The 18,534-nt window shown below is 64.5% G+C and carries 19 protein-coding genes; 5 read left to right on the top strand and 14 right to left on the bottom strand.

Features of this window, described 5'->3' with window-relative positions; genetic code table 11:
* Positions 1-6: 6 nt before the first annotated feature.
* Entirely contained in the window at positions 7-3,315 is a 3,309-nt protein-coding gene (locus tag AR540_RS04070; RefSeq protein ID WP_059226558.1) for a transglutaminase family protein, read from the bottom strand.
* A 204-nt stretch (positions 3,316-3,519) separates the two neighbouring features.
* Between AR540_RS04070 and AR540_RS04065 the strand changes: the two genes are divergently transcribed.
* A complete protein-coding gene (locus tag AR540_RS04065) occupies positions 3,520-4,689 on the top strand; it encodes a zinc-binding metallopeptidase family protein (RefSeq protein WP_059226557.1) in 1,170 nt (389 codons plus the stop codon).
* Positions 4,690-4,793: 104 nt separating this feature from the next.
* The gene (locus tag AR540_RS04060; RefSeq protein ID WP_059226556.1) at positions 4,794-5,171 is read left to right on the top strand and encodes a hypothetical protein; all 378 of its coding nucleotides are present in this window, start codon (positions 4,794-4,796) and stop codon (positions 5,169-5,171) included.
* On the opposite strand, the gene AR540_RS04055 is transcribed toward AR540_RS04060, so the two are convergent.
* The 10 genes from AR540_RS04055 to erdR form a co-directional block, all read right to left on the bottom strand.
* Positions 5,168-6,052: a hypothetical protein gene (locus AR540_RS04055; protein ID WP_059226555.1), complete on the bottom strand. Its 885-nt coding sequence runs from the start codon at positions 6,050-6,052 to the stop codon at positions 5,168-5,170. The two genes, AR540_RS04060 and AR540_RS04055, sit on opposite strands and share 4 nt — an antisense overlap.
* 28 nt (positions 6,053-6,080) lie before the next feature.
* Positions 6,081-6,260, bottom strand: coding sequence for a hypothetical protein (locus AR540_RS25190; RefSeq protein WP_153014163.1), 180 nt, complete (start codon positions 6,258-6,260; stop codon positions 6,081-6,083).
* A gap of 120 nt (positions 6,261-6,380) precedes the next feature.
* On the bottom strand, positions 6,381-6,668 hold the full coding sequence (locus AR540_RS04050) for a hypothetical protein (RefSeq protein WP_059226554.1): 288 nt from the start codon (positions 6,666-6,668) through the stop codon (positions 6,381-6,383).
* Between the two features lie 135 nt (positions 6,669-6,803).
* On the bottom strand, positions 6,804-7,598 hold the full coding sequence (locus tag AR540_RS04045) for a hypothetical protein (RefSeq protein WP_059226553.1): 795 nt from the start codon (positions 7,596-7,598) through the stop codon (positions 6,804-6,806).
* A 66-nt stretch (positions 7,599-7,664) separates the two neighbouring features.
* Positions 7,665-8,003, bottom strand: a complete 339-nt coding sequence (locus AR540_RS04040; RefSeq protein WP_059226552.1) for a hypothetical protein — start codon at positions 8,001-8,003, stop codon at positions 7,665-7,667.
* A 1-nt stretch (position 8,004) separates the two neighbouring features.
* The gene (locus AR540_RS04035; RefSeq protein ID WP_059226551.1) at positions 8,005-8,352 is read right to left on the bottom strand and encodes a hypothetical protein; all 348 of its coding nucleotides are present in this window, start codon (positions 8,350-8,352) and stop codon (positions 8,005-8,007) included.
* 579 nt (positions 8,353-8,931) lie between these two features.
* Entirely contained in the window at positions 8,932-9,567 is a 636-nt protein-coding gene (locus AR540_RS04030) for a recombinase family protein (RefSeq protein WP_059226550.1), read from the bottom strand.
* Positions 9,568-10,267: 700 nt separating this feature from the next.
* Complete coding sequence (locus AR540_RS04025) at positions 10,268-11,716, bottom strand: DUF6538 domain-containing protein (protein WP_059226549.1); 1,449 nt, start codon at positions 11,714-11,716, stop codon at positions 10,268-10,270.
* A gap of 264 nt (positions 11,717-11,980) precedes the next feature.
* Positions 11,981-12,361 (bottom strand): diacylglycerol kinase, encoded by a 381-nt coding sequence (locus AR540_RS04020; RefSeq protein ID WP_059226548.1) that lies wholly within the window; start codon positions 12,359-12,361, stop codon positions 11,981-11,983.
* A gap of 99 nt (positions 12,362-12,460) precedes the next feature.
* Positions 12,461-13,111 (bottom strand): response regulator transcription factor ErdR, encoded by a 651-nt coding sequence (erdR, locus tag AR540_RS04015; protein WP_059227941.1) that lies wholly within the window; start codon positions 13,109-13,111, stop codon positions 12,461-12,463.
* Between the two features lie 181 nt (positions 13,112-13,292).
* Here erdR and AR540_RS04010 point away from each other — a divergent pair, with 181 nt between their 5' ends.
* On the top strand, positions 13,293-14,189 hold the full coding sequence (locus tag AR540_RS04010; RefSeq protein ID WP_059226547.1) for a DMT family transporter: 897 nt from the start codon (positions 13,293-13,295) through the stop codon (positions 14,187-14,189).
* Here the strand turns inward: AR540_RS04010 and AR540_RS04005 are convergent.
* Entirely contained in the window at positions 14,182-14,919 is a 738-nt protein-coding gene (locus AR540_RS04005; RefSeq protein ID WP_059226546.1) for a tRNA-uridine aminocarboxypropyltransferase, read from the bottom strand. The genes AR540_RS04010 and AR540_RS04005 overlap by 8 nt on opposite strands.
* Positions 14,920-15,061: 142 nt before the next feature.
* Here AR540_RS04005 and AR540_RS04000 point away from each other — a divergent pair, with 142 nt between their 5' ends.
* Positions 15,062-15,469 carry a quorum-sensing-regulated virulence factor family protein gene (locus tag AR540_RS04000; protein WP_059226545.1) on the top strand — a complete coding sequence of 136 codons (408 nt, stop codon included), beginning with the start codon at positions 15,062-15,064 and terminating at the stop codon, positions 15,467-15,469.
* A 14-nt stretch (positions 15,470-15,483) separates the two neighbouring features.
* Positions 15,484-16,563, top strand: coding sequence for a TIGR00730 family Rossman fold protein (locus AR540_RS03995; protein ID WP_059226544.1), 1,080 nt, complete (start codon positions 15,484-15,486; stop codon positions 16,561-16,563).
* A gap of 351 nt (positions 16,564-16,914) precedes the next feature.
* Here AR540_RS03995 and recX read toward each other — a convergent pair whose 3' ends face one another.
* Together recX and recA are read right to left on the bottom strand one after the other, a co-directional pair.
* Positions 16,915-17,367, bottom strand: coding sequence for a recombination regulator RecX (gene recX, locus AR540_RS03990; protein WP_082706901.1), 453 nt, complete (start codon positions 17,365-17,367; stop codon positions 16,915-16,917).
* A gap of 103 nt (positions 17,368-17,470) precedes the next feature.
* A complete protein-coding gene (recA, locus tag AR540_RS03985; RefSeq protein WP_059226543.1) occupies positions 17,471-18,514 on the bottom strand; it encodes a recombinase RecA in 1,044 nt (347 codons plus the stop codon).
* Positions 18,515-18,534: the final 20 nt, after the last annotated feature.

Below are 18,534 nucleotides of genomic sequence, written 5' to 3'. Positions count from 1 at the left end.
GAGCGGTCAGCTGACGTGGGTCTGGCGCAGATCCAAGGTGAAGGGGGCCTCCAGACTCGTCGCGAGAGAAGTCGGAACCTGCCGCCCCGGGGTATGCCCGAAGCGGAAGAAGCGCGCCAGGCGCCGACTTTCCGCCTCATAGGCGTTGACCGGTAGCGTAGCGTAGTTGCGCCCGCCCGGATGGGCCACATGATACTGGCAACCACCCAGGGAGCGCTGCATCCAGGTATCCACCAGATCGAACACCAGGGGGGCGTCCACGCCCAGGTTGGGGTGCAGGGCCGAAGCCGGTTGCCAGGCGCGGAAGCGCACCCCGCCGACATATTCGCCCACTCGGCCGGTCGGCCGCAGCGGCACCCGGGCGCCGTTGCAGGTCAGGGCGTAGCGATCCGGCGCGAGGCCGGTGACCTTGACCTGGACCCGCTCCAGGGAGGAATCGACATAGCGCACCGTGCCGCCGATGGCACCCTCCTCGCCCAACACGTGCCAGGGTTCCAGCGCCTGGCGCAGCTCCAGCTCGATGCCCTTGACCGCGAAGTCGCCGTACTTGGGAAAGCGGAATTCGAAGTGCGCGGCGAACCAGGCCGGGTCGAAGGCGTAACCGGCGTCGGCCAGCTCGGCGAGCACGTCCTGGAAATCATCCTGGATGAAGTGCGGCAGCAGGAAGCGGTCGTGCAGCTCGGTGCCCCAGCGGGCCAGGCGCTCCGGCGCATAGGGTTCGCGCCAGAACCGGGCGACCAGGGCGCGCAGCAGCAGTTGCTGCACCAACTGCAGGCGGCTATGGGGCGGCATCTCGAAGGCACGCAACTCCAGCAGGCCGAGGCGCCCGCTGGCGCTGTCGGGCGAATAGAGCTTGTCGATGCAGAATTCGGCGCGGTGAGTGTTGCCGGTCACGTCCACCAGCAGGTTGCGCAGCAGCCGATCCACCAGCCAGGGCGGACAGGCGGTGCCCGGCGCCGGCAGCTGGGCGAAGGCCTGTTCCAGTTCGTAGAGGGCGTCGTTGCGCGCCTCGTCGACCCGTGGCGCCTGGGAGGTCGGGCCGATGAACAGGCCGGCGAACAGGTAGGACAGCGAGGGATGGTTGTGCCAGTAGCTGATCAGGCTGCGCAGCAGGTCGGGGCGGCGCAGGAAGGGCGAATCGCCCGGCGTCGCCCCGCCCAGCACGCAGTGACTGCCACCGCCGGTACCGGTATGGCGGCCGTCGACCATGAACTTCTCGCTGGTCAGGCGCGACAGCCGCGCCGCCTCGTAGAGGAATTCGCTCTGCTCGACCAGGGCATCCCAGGTCGCGACCGGATGGATGTTGACCTCGATGACGCCGGGGTCGGGGGTCACGCGGAAATTGATCAGTCGGGCGTCGCGCGGCGGCTCGTAGCCTTCCAGTACCACCGGGCAGCCCAGGGCGGTAGCGCTATCCTCGATGGCGGCGACCAGCTCCAGGTAGTCCTCCAGGCGTGCCAGTGGCGGCATGAAGAGGTACAGCCGACCCTCGCGCGGCTCGGCGCAGAAGGCGGTCCGAACGATGTCGCTCGCCGAGTCGAACGGCGCCGGTGCGGCCTGAACCTTGCCCGCATCGACGCTGCGTGCCGGCCGCGGCGGACGCCAGCGTTCCTGCTGGCGGACGGGATCGGGCAAGGGTGGCAAGGCCTGGTTGGGATCGGTGGGGTGCAGGTAGGGATAGTCTTCGTCGCGCACCCAGGGCTGGGAATCCAGCGGCAGGCGATAGCCCAGCGGGGAGTCGCCCGGTACCAGCCGGCACTGCTCCTCGCGCAGGAACCAGGGCCCACTGCGCCAGCCATCCTCGGCGACGGTACGCGCCAGCGGCAGGACGTAGCCCACTACCCGATCCAGGCCCTGGTCGAACACCCGCCGCAGTCGCTCGCGCTCCAGCGGATCGCTCAGCCGCGAGTCCAGGGCGTCGACGTTGCTCGGCAGACGGCGCTCGCGCCAGAGGTAGTACAGCCAGTCCTCGAAGGCCGGGAAGCGATGCTCATCGGCCACGCCCAGACGCTGGGCCACTTCCTGCACGAAGCGCTCGGCCAGGGCGGCGTCGGCACCGTAGTCGCGACGCTCGTCGGCCAGCAGGGCGGGATCGCGCCACAGCGGTTGGCCGTCGGCGCGCCAGAAGCAGTTGAGCGACCAGCGTGGCAGTTGCTCGCCGGGATACCACTTGCCCTGACCGAAGTGCACCAGCCCCTGGGGTGCGTAGTGCTGGCGCAGGCGGTGGAACAACTCGGCGGCCAGGCGGCGCTTGTTCGGCCCCAGGGCGGCGGTGCTCCACTCCTCGTCGTCGGGATGGTCGAGGGCGACGAAGGTCGGCTCGCCACCGAGGGTCAGGCGTACGTCCTGGGCCTGCAGGTCGGCGTCCACCCGCCGGCCCAGGGCGAGGACGTCCCGCCACTGGCGCTCGTCGTAGGGCCGTGTGACCCGTGGGGCTTCCCACAGGCGCTCCACGCCCATTTGATGGGTGAAGGTACACTCGCTCTCGCTGACCAGGCCGGAGATGGGCGCTGCCGAGGCTGGTTCCGGGCTGCAGGCCAGGGGGATGTGACCCTCGCCGGCCAGCAGGCCGCTGGTGGGATCGAGTCCGATCCAGCCCGCGCCGGGCAGATAGACCTCACACCAGGCGTGCAGGTCGGTGAAGTCCACCTCGGTGCCGGAGGGGCCGTCCAGGGCCTTCTGGTCGGCCGTCAGCTGGATCAGGTAGCCGGAGACGAAACGCGCCGCCAATCCCAGGTGACGCAGCAGCTGTACCAGCAGCCAGGCGCTGTCGCGGCAGGAGCCGGAGCCCTTCTCCAGGGTCTCCTCCGGGGTCTGCACGCCGGGTTCGAGGCGGATCAGGTAGGCCACGTCGCGACTCAGGCGCTGGTTCAGGGCGACCAGGAAGTCCAGGGTCGCCACCGGCTCGCGGACGATGCCGGCCAGGTAATGCTCGAACAGGGGCATCACGGGCAGGCACTCGCAAAAAGCGCTCAGCTCGCGCCGCTCCTCCTCGGCATAGGTGAAAGGGATTTTTTCGGCGTAGGGTTCGAGGAAGAAATCGAAGGGGTTGAACACCGCCATCTCGGCGATCAGGTCGACCTCCACGCGAAATTCGCGGGTCGGCTCGGGGAACACCAGCCGCGCCAGGTAGTTGCCCTGGGGATCCTGCTGCCAGTTGATGAAATGCTGCTCCGGCTGGACCCGCAGCGAATAGGACAGGATGCGGGTTCGGCTATGGGGTGCCGGGCGCAGCCGCACGATCTGCGGGCCCAGTTCCACCAGGCGATCGTAGGTGTAATGGCTGATATGCTGCAGAGCGACATGGATGGACACAGGGAGACTCCGTTCACCGGTTGAACTCGAAGGAAGAGCAAATCTCGTGCCCCGACACCCCAGAGGGCGTCGCAGAGGGCTTCTCGTACCGACCAGGCGACGAACAACCCGGAACTCCAATCACCGCCCGCTCTACTAAATCGCTAGCAAGGCGCCAGCGTTCCGCTCGGTGTCAGACGCGGTCGTTCCCGCCAGGTATCCAACATGCGCAACTTTCTCGGAAGCTACAGCTCGAACCGCCTAGAACGCAACGCCCTGCGTGCGCTACCCGTGCAACGCAAGGTCGCCAACTGCACCTGTGGGCAGGCCATCTTCTTTCCCAATAGCGAGTGCCTCGCCTGCGGCGCCGCCCTCGGTTATGCCCCGGATCAGGGCACGCCCACGGCGCTGCAACCTGGCGACGGCGGTCTCTGGCAACTGCCCGACGCCAGCAGTGGTCTCTATCGCCGTTGCGCGAACCTGGATACTCCGGCCGCCTGCAACTGGCTGGTGCCCGCCGATGCAGGCAGCGACTTCTGCCTGGCCTGCCAGCTCAACCACACCATTCCCGATCTCACCTTCGAGGGCAATGGCGAGCGCTGGCGCAAGCTGGAGCTGGCCAAGCGGCAGCTGGTCGCGCAATTGCTGGGCCTGGGCCTGCAGGTGATCCCGCAGAGCGTCGATCCCGAACAGGGACTGGCCTTCGACTTCCTCGCCCCGGATGCCAACGGCACGCCCACCACCGGTCATGCCAACGGCCTCATCACCCTGAACATCCTCGAAGCGGACGACGCCCATCGCGAGAAGGTACGGGCCGACATGCACGAGCCCTATCGCACCCTGCTCGGCCACTTCCGCCACGAGGTCGGCCACTATTACTTCGACCGGCTGGTCGCCGGCACCGACTGGGAAGAACCCTTCCGCGCCCTGTTCGGCGACGAACGCGCCGACTACGGTCAAGCGCTGGAGCGCCACTATCAGCAGGGCGCACCGGCGGATTGGGACACCCAGTACGTGAGCGCCTATGCCACCATGCATCCCTGGGAAGACTGGGCGGAAACCTGGGCACACTACCTGCACATGATGGACACCCTCGCCACGGCGGCCAACCTGGGTATGAACGCGACCACCACCCAGCTGGATTTCCAGCCCTTCACCCGCGAGGCGCTGTACGAGGCCGAAGACCGCGGCGACGACGAGTTCCTCGGCTTCGCCAACGCCTGGATCGAACTCGCGGCCATGCTCAACGAGCTGTCGCGCAGCATGGGCCAGCCGGACTTCTACCCTTTCGCCCTGCCCGCGCCAGTGATCGCCAAGCTGCACTTCATCCACAAGGTCGTGGATGGCGCAAATGTCATTAATATCAATGAGTTAAAGGGTGACGCCGCCGCGTGAATCCGACAAGTGGCCGGGGCTTGTGTCCCGGTCCAGGAGGGCTATACAGCTTTCTTGAGCAATGCCATATTGATATCAATCGGATCAATACCAAGGCAGGACGCATGAAGCAGCTACTCCCACTGGACCGGGTGAGCAAGGCCACCGGACTAAAGCTAGATCAGCAAACAATCGTGCTTACCTTCAGCTTGCAGACGCCCGAGCAAACGGACCAATACATCGACGCACTCAATGTCGTGACTGTGCTCTATGAAGACGCGCTGCTCCACGGAGGGGCTATGACCGAGGCAGGACATGCGGAGTGGCAGCGGCTCAACAAGCAGATTGCCTTTTGGGCTCACATGACCGACCTCGCTATGCCACAGCGGCGCGGGTGGTTCAGGAGGAAGACAATCCATCCAATTGCCTGGACCACCCTCCTCCGTACCTTGTCGCCCGACGCACCTATTATCAAGGCGCGTGCTACTGGGCTCGGACGTTAAGCAACCTGGACCAGCTCCTGCTGCGCGTCTGCCAGGACCTTTGCATTAGTAGCAGCCAGGACACGTACAGGCAGCAGCGACTGGCCCGCGCCGGTATCGCCCACCTGGTACAGCGTCGCGGTGCAGTGGTTTACGCGAATCATCGAATCGCCAACGTAGAAGTCCAGGGCATCAGCTGACAGGCCGTAGTTCGGCAGCGGTAGAGGCGCGATAGCCAGACCAACCAGGGCGGCGAGCACTTCGAGGTCCTCCTGGGTCAAGTCAGCTACGGCAACCCCGGCGCTCTGCAGATGCATCAAGCCACGGCCAGCAGCCAGCACCGGCAGAGTCGAGGCCACAGTGCTGCTGTACTTGTCATCGACGTAGAGCTTAAGAGCCATGGCGGCGCTGGTCTTGGTGCGCTCTTGGGCGGCCTCCTGCATGTCATCAGCGTCGACTGCATCGCGCAGCACCAGTACAGCCTTTAGGTCATCGATCCAATCAGAGGCGGCCAGGGCCAGTGCTTCGGCACGGGCACCACTGCCTCGGATGTAGTTGGCTTGACGCTCGCGGTGCACGGTCATGGCCTGGTCATAGGCAAAGGCGGCCGGCAGTTGGGCGAACGGTAGGCCCTTCTCTGCAGCACGTGCTAGCAGTTCGGTCAGGTCGCGGGTCACGTCATCGACAGAGGTACGGCGGGACTCGCCACGCTCGCCCTGCGCCATATATTCGCCCATCCGGTCTAGGCCGTATTTCACCTCGGCATAGCCTTCGGGCAGGGTCGGGGCGGTCAGGGTCGGAACGTCTTCGCGGTCCAGTGTGACGGTGGATTGGAGCACAGCCAGCAGGGCACGGGCGGTCTGGTCGGCTGCAGCTACCACGGGTTGGGTTTTGATAGTCATGGTTCAGGTCTCTTTGATATGGGATAGGTCAGGCGCGGTCAGCAAGACGGCGCAGGATTGGAAGGGTGTCCAGCGGGCAGCCCTTGCGGGTCCATCGACTTGCGGAGCGCAAGGTCTGCCGGACGAAGGCACTGCGGTTTAGCTGGCTGGAGGGTGTCCAGAGGGCAGCGGCAGCCAGGGCCACACGCAGTTCATCGGTAAGGGTCATGCTGGGTCTCGATAGATAAGGCGCACGAAGGCTCACAGGAGGCGCTACAGGCGGCCTCCGTGGCGTGCCTTAGGGTTGACTGATCGGCCAGGTAAGGCCCTCAGAGCGGCCGCCAGGGGCCTATGCGTTGATGCCGAGTACGGTCCCTGGCAGGCGGCGGGTCATCTGCCCGGTGTGGGCGGTTTGCGGAATACCCGACTCGACGTTAGGGTCTTCGGGCTGGATGCTTGCCGGCACTGGCACGGGGGCAGCCTGGCGGGCCTGCTGGCGCTGTGTTACCTGGTCGTGCAATTCGTAGAGGCGGGCCAAAGTCAGGACCTTGGAATCCCGCCGGGCCTGGGATTCCGCAAAGGTCTCCTCGGGAAAGCTGGCGTGGACCGCTAGAATGTCGTCGAAGGTTGTTAGCATGCTGGTCTCGGTATCAGTTGCCCACGGCTACACCTCGCGGCAAGGCGATGCTAGGGCTTGGTGGAAGGAAGGTCGGCGCGCAGGTGCAGCTTGATTCAGGCCGTGAATGCAGACGGGACAGAATTGTCCGGTCTGTCACAGGCAGAGGCGAGCCAACTCTGAATCGTCGTGGGCCACTTGCAAAGGGGCACCCTCTGGAACCCGCGCCGTAGAGGGCCGGGCCAATTGCCCCGCTATATTAATGGGGTGGCCCGCCAGGTAATCGACGATAGCGGCAGTACGTTCCAACCGCTGCCCCAGCGGCTCAGCGCTCACACCAGGAACGGCGATGCACCGGAGTTCATGCATGGCTGACTGGTAGGGCACACCAGGGAAACGCTCTGCGAACTCCAACGCTGCGTGTTCAATGGCTTCAAAGACGCGCTGGGCAGCATTCAACATCGCTTGCTGGCTAGCTCGCGGATCGTTGGCATCAATCCACGCAGGTACAAAGACCGCCTCCTGTCCACTTGCACGCGCCTTGCGTTTCACATCTGATCGAATCTGACGGTGCTCCTCCTCAGACATATTGAGTTTGCCCTCAGCAGTGGCGCCAAAGCACGCGAGAAGAATGTGCTCATACTCGTAATAACGGACACCGACTGGACGGACAGCAAGCGCACAGATTGCGGTTAATGCATCGCTTCGCTTCATCGTTGGTTCACTCGTCATTGGGTGGTAGATATCAATCGCGTCGGATGTTGCGCTCATATCTAGGTCGAGAGGTCGCGGGCGAGCTGCATGCTCGGCAACCTTACGGCGAGACAACTTCAATTCGGTCGCTATCTGACGCTGGCTTTTGAGGGGCAGGAGCGCATGCACTGCGCACAGGGCCGTGTAATTAGCGATGGTGGTTTGTATGCGGTGGGGAAGTTCTTGTGCGGTGGTCATATCGGGCCTCGCGTTTATGGTGGCTGAAGGTTTCAGGCGATAGCCCTCCGGCGCATCAGCATGTGGTTATTTGTCTACGTTGGGTTTGAGCCCTGCCCCCTCGTACAGGGCCAGGATGGCTTCTTCGGATAGTTCTTCTCGCGGTGCGCTGGACTTGGGCTGACGCCTGGAATGGAACTCGGCCTGGAGCTTCGCCAACTCAACAGCGTGGTCATCGCGAGTGGCAGCGGCGCGGGCCTCTACCAACTTGAGCAGCGACACACTTGCGCTGATGGTGGCAGCGTCGATGGGGTAGCCGTTGTCGGGGTCCAGCGCCTGCTTGAATCGCTGAGTGGACGCCTTGAGGGTCAGGTCCAGCAACTCTACTGCGCTGCGGTCTAGGTTGATCTTGCGGGGACGGGCCATATCAGCGCTCTCCTTTAGCGTGGCCGGCCAGAATGACCAGCAGAGTGTTCTCCGAACGGGCACCCTCGCGGATGGTGTCGGGGTCCAACTTGATGCCGTGGTGCAGGGCAGCCGTAGCCAGGATGTACTGCCGGGTACCTCGGCTGCCTGGCAGACTGCGCACCTGCAGGTTCGCCTCAGTTGGCAGTTGGGCCAGGGCGTGCAGCGCTGTAGATGTGGCCAGCTTGGGCTCGCGCTCCAGGATGGTCTGTAAAGTGGCCGGGATTCCTTGCGCTTGAAGTGCACGAAGCGCCCGGATAACGAGTGCTTTCGCGATAGGCTTTCGGCCCGCGCGGGTTTCGTATCTCATCGGTTTGATGTCCTAAGTAGAGGTTGTCTGCCGGAATGGCAAAAGAGTTGAGCCCTTGCGGCTCATGGTCTGGCGGAGGATGCAGCGCGTATTCACAGACCAGCGCACCGGCTATGCAGGCCGACGGGATTTGGTCTAGGAACAGGGCGAAATGGGCGGTGTGATGCTGGCGCTTGTAGGTACAGCCGCAACTAGGCTGCGAGTGCAGCTTGATGCGTGATCGGGTTTAGACTCCGGGTGGGGATACCCTTTGTTCTGTACCTGGGATGAGTGTGACGTGCTGTCCTAGAGCAGTGGGCTCTGACGTGCTGCAACCGCTTGGCTGGCGTTCATCATGTGGTCAATGTCCTCACGGGCCCAGGCATCCCAATTCATCGCGGAGGCGTTCTTGCCGCCCTCTCGATATGTGACATCAACAATCCAACAACCGGAATAGCCGCCTGCCGTGACCGTGATCGGCCTCCCCTGGGCACCCAGTGCAGCCAGCCTGTCCAGGAGCACGCGAGGGAGGCGTAGCCGCAGACCTGTAGGGTAGCCAGGCCCAGCTACTGACCGCCTCGCCTAGGGCGCCGTGCTGGGCTACGCCTGCCCTGCCGCCTGGGCCATGAGCTTCCGCACCCGCTGTACAGTCTCGGTGCTGCAGCCTACGAGGTGCGCCACCTGGCGGACGGTATGGCCGGCGACTAGGGCTTTCTTGATCCGGTCGTGCAGCTCGGTGTTGGTCTTCCGGCCTTTGTAAGCGCCGTCAGCCTTCGCCTTCTCGATACCCTGGGCCTGGCGACGGCGGCGGTCCTCGTAGTCCTTGCGAGCCACGGCAGCGAGCATATCCAGCAGCATGTCGTTGACGGCGCCCAGCATACGGCGGGTGAAGTCGTCCCCGGCCTTGGTGCCCTGCATGACCTGGTGAGAGGTAGGCAGGTCCAGCGCCACAACCAGCACCCCCTTGGCCGATAGCTCGGCGCGGAGCTTAGCCCAGTCCGCCTCATTCAAACGCGCCAGACGGTCCACCTGCTCCACCAGCAGCACGTCCCCAGGCTGGCAGTCCGACAGCAGCCGGAATAGCTCGGGACGCTTGAGCGTGGCGCCTGACTCGTTCTCGGGGTAGTAGCTAGCAATGCGCTGCCCGTATTGCTTGGCGAACTCGTCCAGGTCGGCCTTGGCGCGGTTGGCGTCTTGCTCGGCAGTGGAGGCGCGGAGGTAGGCACGGATCATCATGGCGGCACAGCCTGTATCGGTTAGGATGTGTCGATATTGATTGTGTCGATTAGACTGGTCAAGCGCCGTTATCACCACAGCCAAGGAAGCCGATAAACGGTGGTGCCTGAGGTATACCCATATCACTACAAGCGATACGGTACTGGATGCACCTCGTATCGCGTGCAATCAATGTTCTGGATGCGCTGTGATGCACGGCCTCACTCTCCCCGGCAAGCGGCCCGCCTGGCGCCAGTCAGCCCACCCGCGGGGGAACGGAGGCCGTGATAGGGTCGGAGACGCCCGCGCAGATTTGATCCAAATTCAGGCCGCAATAAGGACTAGTTGACACCGCATACGGGCAGGCTACTGTGAGACAACCATCACACGGAGAGTGCAACATGCCTAGCTTTACAATACGCATAGAACTACATGATGCCATTTGGCAGCACTACATTGATCTTGCTAGGAATCTGAAAGCTATCGGTATCACTGACACGATAGTTGCAGGCGACGGTAAAAAGTACAGATTATCGCCTGCCGAATATAACTACGAAGGAAACTCTACACTTAATGATGTGTTCCTTGCTGCTAGTGGCGCGGCCGCTCAAGTCGTCCCTAGGTATGCTGTGTTTGTAACCGAGTCAGGGGAGCTGGCCGCATATGGCAAGGACTTGAACAGATACCTTAGAACTAGTCCGGTAGCGCCTTGCCGTATCAATCAGGCGATAAAGCTTCTCACGCCTAATAAAATCTCTTTGGCGCGATCTAAAGATTTACCCCCGCCATAGATACCAGTCACCTTCGACGCACCTTTGGTCGTGTGCCCAAGCAGGGCACCGGCCTCCTCCTCCGTAGCACCAGCAGCGCGGGCAAGGTCAGCGAATAGGTGCCGCACACCGTACAGGCTTAGCTCCGGGCGCAGCTCCGGCGGCAGCAACCGCCGGAAGCGCTTCGCTAGTTCGTTGCTTCTGATGCGTCCTCGGTGCTCTCGCTCATCAAGCGAACAGTCCTCCGCCAATCCCAGGGATGCATGCACCGTGGCAAACAGCGGTAGGTCGTCAGGGTGGATCGGCAGCGCCCGCTTACTGTTCCGCGTCTTGCGCATCGTGAGCCCAGCCACGAACACCGTATCAACATTGCCTAGCACGTCCCGCCGCTCCTGAATGCTCGATGGCCCTTCGCGTAGCAGCTCCGAGGGCCGCATGCCATACAGCGCCAGCAGCCGGAACGCAGCAGCCGATACGTCATCCCCTACTTCCTGGAAGGACTGGATAGCGCTTAGCAGTACGTCTCGCGGGACAGGCGCTCTAGCCTCCGCATCCAGCATCTCACCCCGTAGCGCCTCGGTGGTGGGGTGTCGCTTCGGCAGGGCCAGCCCCTCGAACCCCGGTAGCCATTTCAGGATGGCGAACAGCAGCGTGCTGGCGGTGCGCAGCGTACTGGGCTTGATCCCCTCCTCCAGCTTTCCCGTCAGGTACTCCAGAATCTGCGCCTCGGCTTGGGTAGGTGTGCAGGGGAAGCGCAGCACGGCGGCGCTGACGTTCCTGGCCTGGGCCTTGCGGGACTTCGACTTCCCTACGCAATACGCCTCTAGCGCCAGCTCGAACTCTGCCTGAGTGGCAACACTGGACCCTACCGCAGTGGGCAGTGCTTGAGCCTCTGCGAGGGGCCTAGGCGGGGCGATCTCCTGTGGGGCTGGCATTGGTACGTCTCCAGCCACAACGCCGTCCAAGGCCCTCATAGCGCCCGCTGCGATGGTGGGGTGCATGGCTATCTCGGCGGGCATCTGGCCGGCAGCATGGGCAGCCAGGGAGGCACGCCGCCACGCCAGCTCCTGCTGCCATCCAGGCGCCTGCATACGCTCCAGCGCCTCGACCTGTACCCGGTGCATAGCTGCCTGCATCTGGCGCAGGATGTCGTCCGCTGTGAGGCGTACAGGGGCAGGTACTGAGCACGCGCCAGGGGCAGCATGGACAGGCGCCAGGGCAGCCTCGCAGATGCGGTCAAACTCGACAGACAGGGAACGGGAAAGCTTCAGCGCCTCCGTCCGGTCTGCGGTGCCAAGGGCGCGCTTCATCTCCGCCTTGCCTATGGCGTCGGCTACGGCCTTGGGGAATCGACGGCGATAGAGATAGCGCCCATCCTTGCGCGTTAGGTACGTGCTCATACTGCTGGCTCCGGTGACACGTGACCCCGGCACGAGGACACGGCACCCGGCCCGAAAGTCGGGCGTTGTGTCCCGCTCTCGATTCGGGCTAAAGCCGCATCATAGCTGGGCTTCAGCCCGTTCAGTCAATGACAACGTGACCCGCAAGCTTCATCCACAAGGTCATCCATTCGGCGCAGCCCAGCGTGCCGGAACAGGGCATGGTCAGCGACGCAACCGCCGCAGGCGCTACCCTCGGCGCACCAGTCTGAGTGGTCGTCCTGCTCAGCCGAGCAGGACGATGCCCCACACCGCCGTGATGATGATCATGGCCACGAACTGCGCGGCACTGCCGAGATCCTTGGCATTCTTCGACAGTTCGTGCCAGTCCAGCGAGATGCGATCCACCACCGCCTCGATGGCGGCGTTGAACAGTTCGACCACCAGCGACAGCAGGCAGACCGCCACCAGCAGGGCACGCTCGCCCCGGCTCACGTCCAGCCAGAAGGCGATGGGCAAGAGCACCACGTTGAGCGCTACCAGGGAGCGAAACGCCGCCTCCTGGCGAAAGGCCGTGCGCAAGCCGGCCAGTGAATAACCCGTTGCGTTGATGACCCGGCGCAGACCGGTCTTGCCTTTGTAGGGAGAGATCACCTGGAACTCCATTCAGCGTGGTCGAACCGCCGACGATAGCGGGCGACAGGTGCACAAAGCGGGAAATCGGCACCTCTGGCGCGAGCCGACTGCCCGCGCCAGAGGTGCCGGCTAGCTGGAGGTACTCTCCAGCTGCTGCAGCAGCAGCGCCGCCTGGGTGCGGGTACGAACGCCGAGCTTACGGAAGATGGCCGTGGCATGGGCCTTCACCGTGGCTTCGGAGACATTCAGCTCGAAGGCGATCTGCTTGTTGAGCAGGCCTTCGCAGAGCATGGTCAGGACGCGGAATTGCTGCGGGGTAAGGCTGGCGAGCCCGGCGCTGGCGGCCTTGGCCTCCTCGCTCAGGGCAGCGGCGCCTTCCACCTGCGGCGGCCACCAGGTATCGCCATCCAGCACCTGGCTGACCGCCTGTTGCAAGGTGCCCAGATCGCTGGACTTGGGAATGAAGCCGCTGGCACCGAATTCCCGGGCGCGCTGCACCACGGCGGGCTCTTCCTGCGCCGAGATCATCACCACCGGCACCTGGGGATACTGCCCGCGCAGCAGCACCAGCCCGGAGAAGCCGTAGGCCCCGGGCATGTTCAGGTCCAGCAGCACCAGGTCCCAGTCGGTACTCTCGGCGAGACAGGCCTGGAGTTCGGCGATGTCGGCCACCTCGGTGAGCCGCGCCTGGGCACCGAGGCCCAGGGTGAGCGCCTGCTGCAGCGCGCTGCGAAACAGCGGATGATCGTCCGCGATCAGGATCTGGTAGGCAGCCGCCATGGTGTCGCTTTCCTTGTTGTCTGAGGCGGCGAACACCCGGCGCCTCGCGCACCGGCAGCGTTCGCTGCTCGCCTCAGCATGCCGAACGGCGCGGGCGGGAGCAAGGCCGAAGGGTATACGAGCGGTAGGCAAGGCTCGACGGTTGCGGCACAGTGGCGCTTTTTTGCCCAAGAGACATCCGATGCCCAGCGCCGCTCTCCGTGCCGACCTGCTCATGCTGCTCACCGCCATCATCTGGGGCAGCGCTTTCGTCGCCCAGACCGGCGGCATGGCGCACATCGGTCCTTTCCTCTATACCGGCCTGAGATTCGCCCTGGGCGCCCTTACCCTGCTGCCCCTGCTGCTGTTCCTGCGTCATAGCGGCCGCCAGCAGGCCTTCACCCGCGACACCCTCAAGGGCGGCCTGCTGATGGGCCTGGTGCTGACCCTGGGCATCAACCTGCAACAGGTCGGCCTGCTGTTCACCAGCGTGACCAACTCCGGCTTCATCACCGGGCTGTATGTCATCGTCGTGCCCCTGCTGGGACTGCTGCTGGGCCAGCGCAGCCACGTCGGGACCTGGGTCGGCGCCTGTCTCGCGGTGGTCGGCATGGCCCTGCTCAGCCTCGGCGACAACTTCCAGGTGGCCTCGGGCGATCTGCTGCAACTGGCCGGCGCCCTGGCCTGGGGCGTGCACGTACTGCTGGTGGGGCACTATTCCAGTCGCCATGACGCGACCCTGCTATCCATCGTGCAGTTTCTGGTCTGCGCCGTCCTGAGCCTGCTGCTGGCGCTGGTCTTCGAGCCGATCCAGGCCGGCCAGATCGCCCTCGCCCTGCCTGAATTGCTCTATGGCGGGGTGATCGCCGCGGGTATCGGCTACACCTTGCAGGTCTTCGCCCAGCGCGGCGCCATCGCCTCCCACGCAGCGGTGATCTTTTCCCTGGAGGCGGTGTTCGCCGCCGTCTTCGGCGCCTGGCTGCTGGGCGAATCCCTCAGCGGCCGCGGTTATCTGGGCTGTGCCCTGATGTTCGCCGGCATGTTGGCGGCGCAACTCTGGCCCCGACAGGCGCCGGTGGAGGTCAAGCCGGTCAACTAGACCGCAGCGCCCTCAGGTGCTGGCTGGCCGGACTGTCCGCCGCCAGCGGCAGATGGTGCTTGGCATCCAGGTAGCGCTCGCTGAAGACATCCAGATAGGCCTCCAGCAATCGACCGACCGGCGCCTCTCCGGCCAGCTCCAGGCACAGCGCCGCCACCTCGGCGGTACAGAGGTGCTCGTTCCGGGTGGAACGACGCAGCCGATAGCGCGACAGCGCCGAGGGCTGGAAGCTCAGCACTGGCAGGGCATCCAGATAGGGGCTCTTGCGGAACATCTTGCGCGCTTCGGTCCAGGTGGCATCCAGCAGCACGAACAGCGGCCGCTGGCCAGGCGCGAGCGGCAAGGTCTCCACCACCCGCTCGGACGCGGCGTACTCGCCAGGAAACACCAGCAGCGGCTGCCACTCGGGTTGTTCCAGCAAGGCCGGCAGACGTGGATCGACGGCGGTACGGCTCCAGCCGAAGGCATGGGTATCGGCCACTACGTCGGCAATCAGCCAGCCGGTGTTGCTCGGCTTGAGCGGCTCCACATCGTGCATCAGCAGACACATCCCGGCCCGGGTCTGGCGTAGCGGGCGCAGCTCGCACAGGCAATGACTTGGGGCCAGGCGGCAGTTCGGGCAGCGCGCCATGCGTGACCCCCGGGCGACGAAAGGCTTGATGCTGCGCGCCAGGCGCTCCTGGCGCAGGCGAGCCACGGCATGAGGGGAGGTATCTGAGGTCGGGGTCATGCCGGGCTCTTGGGCAAAAACGCAGTTTACCAGAGCGACCGGGATGCTCGCGGCGGCTAGGCAAGGTACCCTGCGTAGACGCCTTGCGAACCCCTGCCCGCGACCACGGTCGAAACGGGCTTCCCCAAAGCTGGAGAACACGATGCCTCGTTTTGCCTTGCTCGCCCTGATGCTCGCCCTGCCCTTCACCACCCAGGCGGCCGAGTCGCTCAAGGACCACGAGCTCAACCAGATGCTGCGCAAGGTCGCCGCCGAGAGCAGCCAGGGCACGCCTCGCGCCATCAACGAAGACATCCTCGACCGTGGCTACACCGTGCAGGGCAAGCAACTGATCGACCACCTCAGCGTGCGCCCGGCCCATGCCGCCCGCATGCGCGAGAATCCGGCGACGGTCCGTGTGCAGCTCGCCGAGAGCGTCTGCCAGAACAACGGCTACCGTCAGTTGCTGGCTCGCGGCGCCACCCTGGTCTATGACTTCACCGAATACCAGACCAACAAGCCGATCATGGTCGAGCGCTTCCAGGCGGCCGACTGCGGCCTGGGCAAGTAACGGGAGTTCGCGCAATGACCGAAGACAGCGACGACAGCTACCTGGCCCGCCACGTGGAGCCCAGCGCCGCCGATCTCGGTCAGCGCATCGACGACCTGCTGGAGCATGCCCTGCCCGGCGGCAGTCCCAACCTGAGCCTGTACCGCGAGATGCTGGTGACGGTGGTGCGCATGGCGCAGACCAACCCGGCGCGCTGGGACGCCAAGATCATGCTGCAGACGCTTAAGGAGCTGGAGCAGGCCTTCCGCACCCTGGAGCGCTTCCGGCGGCGGCGCAAGGTCACGGTGTTCGGCTCGGCGCGTACCCGCATCGACCATGCCCTGTATTCGCTCGCCCGCGAGCTGGGCAGCGCCCTGGCCCGGCGCGACATGATGGTCATCACCGGCGGCGGCGCCGGCATCATGGGCGCGGCCCACGAAGGTGCCGGTCCCGACGCCAGCCTGGGCTTCAACATCACCCTGCCTTTCGAGCAGCGGGCCAATCCGATCATCGACGGTACGGATCACCTGCTGTCCTTCCACTTCTTCTATGTGCGCAAGCTGTTCTTCCTCAAGGAAGCCGATGCGCTGGTGCTCTGCCCTGGTGGCTTCGGCACCCTGGACGAAACCTTCGAAGTACTCACCCTGATCCAGACCGGCAAGAGTCCGCTGGTACCCCTGGTGCTACTGGACACGCCCGACGGCCACTTCTGGGACGACGCCCTGGCCTATCTGGAGCGCAACCTGCTCGATGAAGGCTACATCCTGCCCGCCGATCTCAAGCTGGTCCGCCTGGTACGTTCCGCCGAGGCAGCCGCCGCGGAGATCGAGCAGTTCTATGGCAACTACCACTCCACTCGCCGGCGTGACCAACGCTTCTATATCCGCCTGAAGCACGCGCTGACGCCCGCCTGCCTGGAGAACCTGGCAACGGACTTCGCCGACCTCTGCCGTAGCCCAGGCTTCACCCAGCTGGCACCGGGCGAAGGTGACCTCGACGAAGCGGAATTCGCCCATCTGACGCGTCTCACCTTCGACTTCCACGGTCGCCACTACGGCCGACTGCGCGAACTGGTGGACGAACTCAATCGACCGGAGTCCTGGGCATCTACGTAGGTTGGGTTGAGCGCAGTGCAACCTGCGCCACCGAGGTTGATCGCTGCCATCGCGGCCATGGGCCGCTCCTACGGTCCAATCAGCGTCAGTAGGAGCGGCCGCATCGGCGGACCGCCATGGCCGCGATGGCTCTGAACTCGATCCCTTTCCTGGCAAACGCATGGGAAAACGGCGCCTCCTTTTCCACTCGGGCATCATCGCGAAGCACGCCCTTACCCCCACCCCCTCCCTGAGGGAGAGGGGTTAGCCGTGCGAGCCTTCGTTTTCCGCAATCAGTCGCTCACCGTGGGCGGGATGAACCTGCAGGCCGGTTTGAGCGCAGCGAAGCCCAGCCCCCTAGGCCACTCCCCTCTACCGCCGGCTCAACACTCGGTTGATCCCATCCATGGCGTAGCCACGGTAGGCCAGGAAACGTCCCTGCTTGGCGCGCTCCTTGGCATCGGCCGGTGGCGTGCCGAACTTCTTGCGCCAGACGGCTTCCAGATGGGCCTGCCAGTCCACCTCCACTTCGCGCAGCGCCACCTCTATCTGCTCCCGTTTCAGGCCCCGCTGACCCAGCTCCTCGCGGATGCGCAGGGGGCCATAGCCGGCCCGGGCGCGGCTGGCGATGTAGCTATCCAGATAGCGACTCTCGTCGAGCAGACCATCCTCGGCCAGGCGATCCAGCACCGGACCGAGCAGGCCCTCCTCGGCGCCCCGGCGACGCAGCTTGCGCGACAGCTCTTCGCGCCCGTGCTCCCGCCGCGCCAGCAGGTCCATGGCGGCCAGGCGGATGGCGGCGGTGGTATCCAGTGGATTGCCCAAGATAATTCCCCTTAGAACGTGCTCAAAATCTGCAGACTTTGAACAGGTTCTTATGCGAAAACCCCCGCACAGGGCGGGGGTCGTCTCAAGCTTGAGTGCGCGATCAGAAGTCGACGTCGGCGTCTTCTTCCTGGGCCACTTCGGCTTTCTGGTTGCTCGGCTGGCTCAGCAGCTTCTCGCGGATCGCCTTGTCCAGGGCGCCCTTGACCTCGGCATTATCCTCCAGGAACTTGGCCGCGTTGCCCTTGCCCTGGCCGATCTTGCTGCCCTGGTAGCTGTACCAGGCACCGGACTTCTCGATCAGCCCCAGTTGCACGCCGAGGTCGATGATCTCGCCGTTCAGGTAGATACCCTTGCCATAGAGGATCTGGAACTCGGCCTGGCGGAACGGCGGTGCCACCTTGTTCTTGACCACCTTGACACGGGTTTCGCTACCGATCACCTCGTCGCCTTCCTTCACCGCGCCGATGCGGCGGATATCCAGACGGACCGAGGAGTAGAACTTCAGGGCGTTGCCACCGGTGGTGGTCTCGGGGTTGCCGAACATCACGCCGATCTTCATGCGGATCTGGTTGATGAAGATGACCAGGCAGTTGGCGTTCTTGATGTTGCCGGTGATCTTGCGCAGCGCCTGGGACATCAGACGCGCCTGCAGACCCACGTGCATGTCACCCATCTCGCCTTCGATCTCGGCCTTGGGGACCAGGGCCGCCACGGAGTCGACGATGATCACGTCGACCGCGTTGGAGCGCACCAGCATGTCGGTGATTTCCAGGGCCTGTTCGCCGGTGTCCGGCTGGGAGACCAGCAGGTCGTCGACGTTGACGCCCAGCTTGCCGGCGTAGTCCGGGTCCAGCGCGTGCTCGGCGTCGACGAAGGCGCAGGTGGCGCCCTGCTTCTGGGCCTGGGCGATGACCGACAGGGTCAGGGTAGTCTTACCCGAGGACTCGGGACCGTAGATCTCGACGATCCGGCCCTTGGGCAGCCCGCCGATGCCGAGGGCGATGTCCAGGCCCAGGGAGCCGGTGGAGATCGCCGGAATGGCCTGGCGCTCGTGATCACCCATGCGCATCACGGTACCCTTGCCGAATTGCTTTTCGATCTGTCCCAAGGCCGCGGCCAGGGCGCGCTTTTTGTTGTCGTCCATTAGATTCCTCTCGAAGAAAG

The sequence above is a fragment of the Pseudomonas sp. EpS/L25 genome (assembly GCF_001512295.1).
GTDB lineage: Bacteria > Pseudomonadota > Gammaproteobacteria > Pseudomonadales > Pseudomonadaceae > Chryseomonas.
This window is presented reverse-complemented; position numbering and strand designations above follow the sequence as displayed.

Bases quoted from the DNA above. Each gene is read 5' to 3' on its own strand.
- AR540_RS04005 (WP_059226546.1), bottom strand. From the start codon at position 14,919: ATGACCCCGACCTCAGATACCTCCCCTCATGCCGTGGCTCGCCTGCGC.
- AR540_RS04065 (WP_059226557.1), top strand. From the start codon at position 3,520: ATGCGCAACTTTCTCGGAAGCTACAGCTCGAACCGCCTAGAACGCAAC.
- AR540_RS04035 (WP_059226551.1), bottom strand. From the start codon at position 8,352: ATGAGATACGAAACCCGCGCGGGCCGAAAGCCTATCGCGAAAGCACTC.
- AR540_RS04040 (WP_059226552.1), bottom strand. From the start codon at position 8,003: ATGGCCCGTCCCCGCAAGATCAACCTAGACCGCAGCGCAGTAGAGTTG.
- AR540_RS03995 (WP_059226544.1), top strand. From the start codon at position 15,484: ATGACCGAAGACAGCGACGACAGCTACCTGGCCCGCCACGTGGAGCCC.
- erdR (WP_059227941.1), bottom strand. From the start codon at position 13,111: ATGGCGGCTGCCTACCAGATCCTGATCGCGGACGATCATCCGCTGTTT.
- AR540_RS04010 (WP_059226547.1), top strand. From the start codon at position 13,293: ATGCCCAGCGCCGCTCTCCGTGCCGACCTGCTCATGCTGCTCACCGCC.
- AR540_RS04045 (WP_059226553.1), bottom strand. From the start codon at position 7,598: ATGACCACCGCACAAGAACTTCCCCACCGCATACAAACCACCATCGCT.
- AR540_RS04025 (WP_059226549.1), bottom strand. From the start codon at position 11,716: ATGAGCACGTACCTAACGCGCAAGGATGGGCGCTATCTCTATCGCCGT.
- AR540_RS04050 (WP_059226554.1), bottom strand. From the start codon at position 6,668: ATGCTAACAACCTTCGACGACATTCTAGCGGTCCACGCCAGCTTTCCC.
- AR540_RS04030 (WP_059226550.1), bottom strand. From the start codon at position 9,567: ATGATGATCCGTGCCTACCTCCGCGCCTCCACTGCCGAGCAAGACGCC.
- AR540_RS04055 (WP_059226555.1), bottom strand. From the start codon at position 6,052: ATGACTATCAAAACCCAACCCGTGGTAGCTGCAGCCGACCAGACCGCC.
- AR540_RS04020 (WP_059226548.1), bottom strand. From the start codon at position 12,361: ATGGAGTTCCAGGTGATCTCTCCCTACAAAGGCAAGACCGGTCTGCGC.
- AR540_RS25190 (WP_153014163.1), bottom strand. From the start codon at position 6,260: ATGACCCTTACCGATGAACTGCGTGTGGCCCTGGCTGCCGCTGCCCTC.
- AR540_RS04000 (WP_059226545.1), top strand. From the start codon at position 15,062: ATGCCTCGTTTTGCCTTGCTCGCCCTGATGCTCGCCCTGCCCTTCACC.
- AR540_RS04060 (WP_059226556.1), top strand. From the start codon at position 4,794: ATGAAGCAGCTACTCCCACTGGACCGGGTGAGCAAGGCCACCGGACTA.
- recA (WP_059226543.1), bottom strand. From the start codon at position 18,514: ATGGACGACAACAAAAAGCGCGCCCTGGCCGCGGCCTTGGGACAGATC.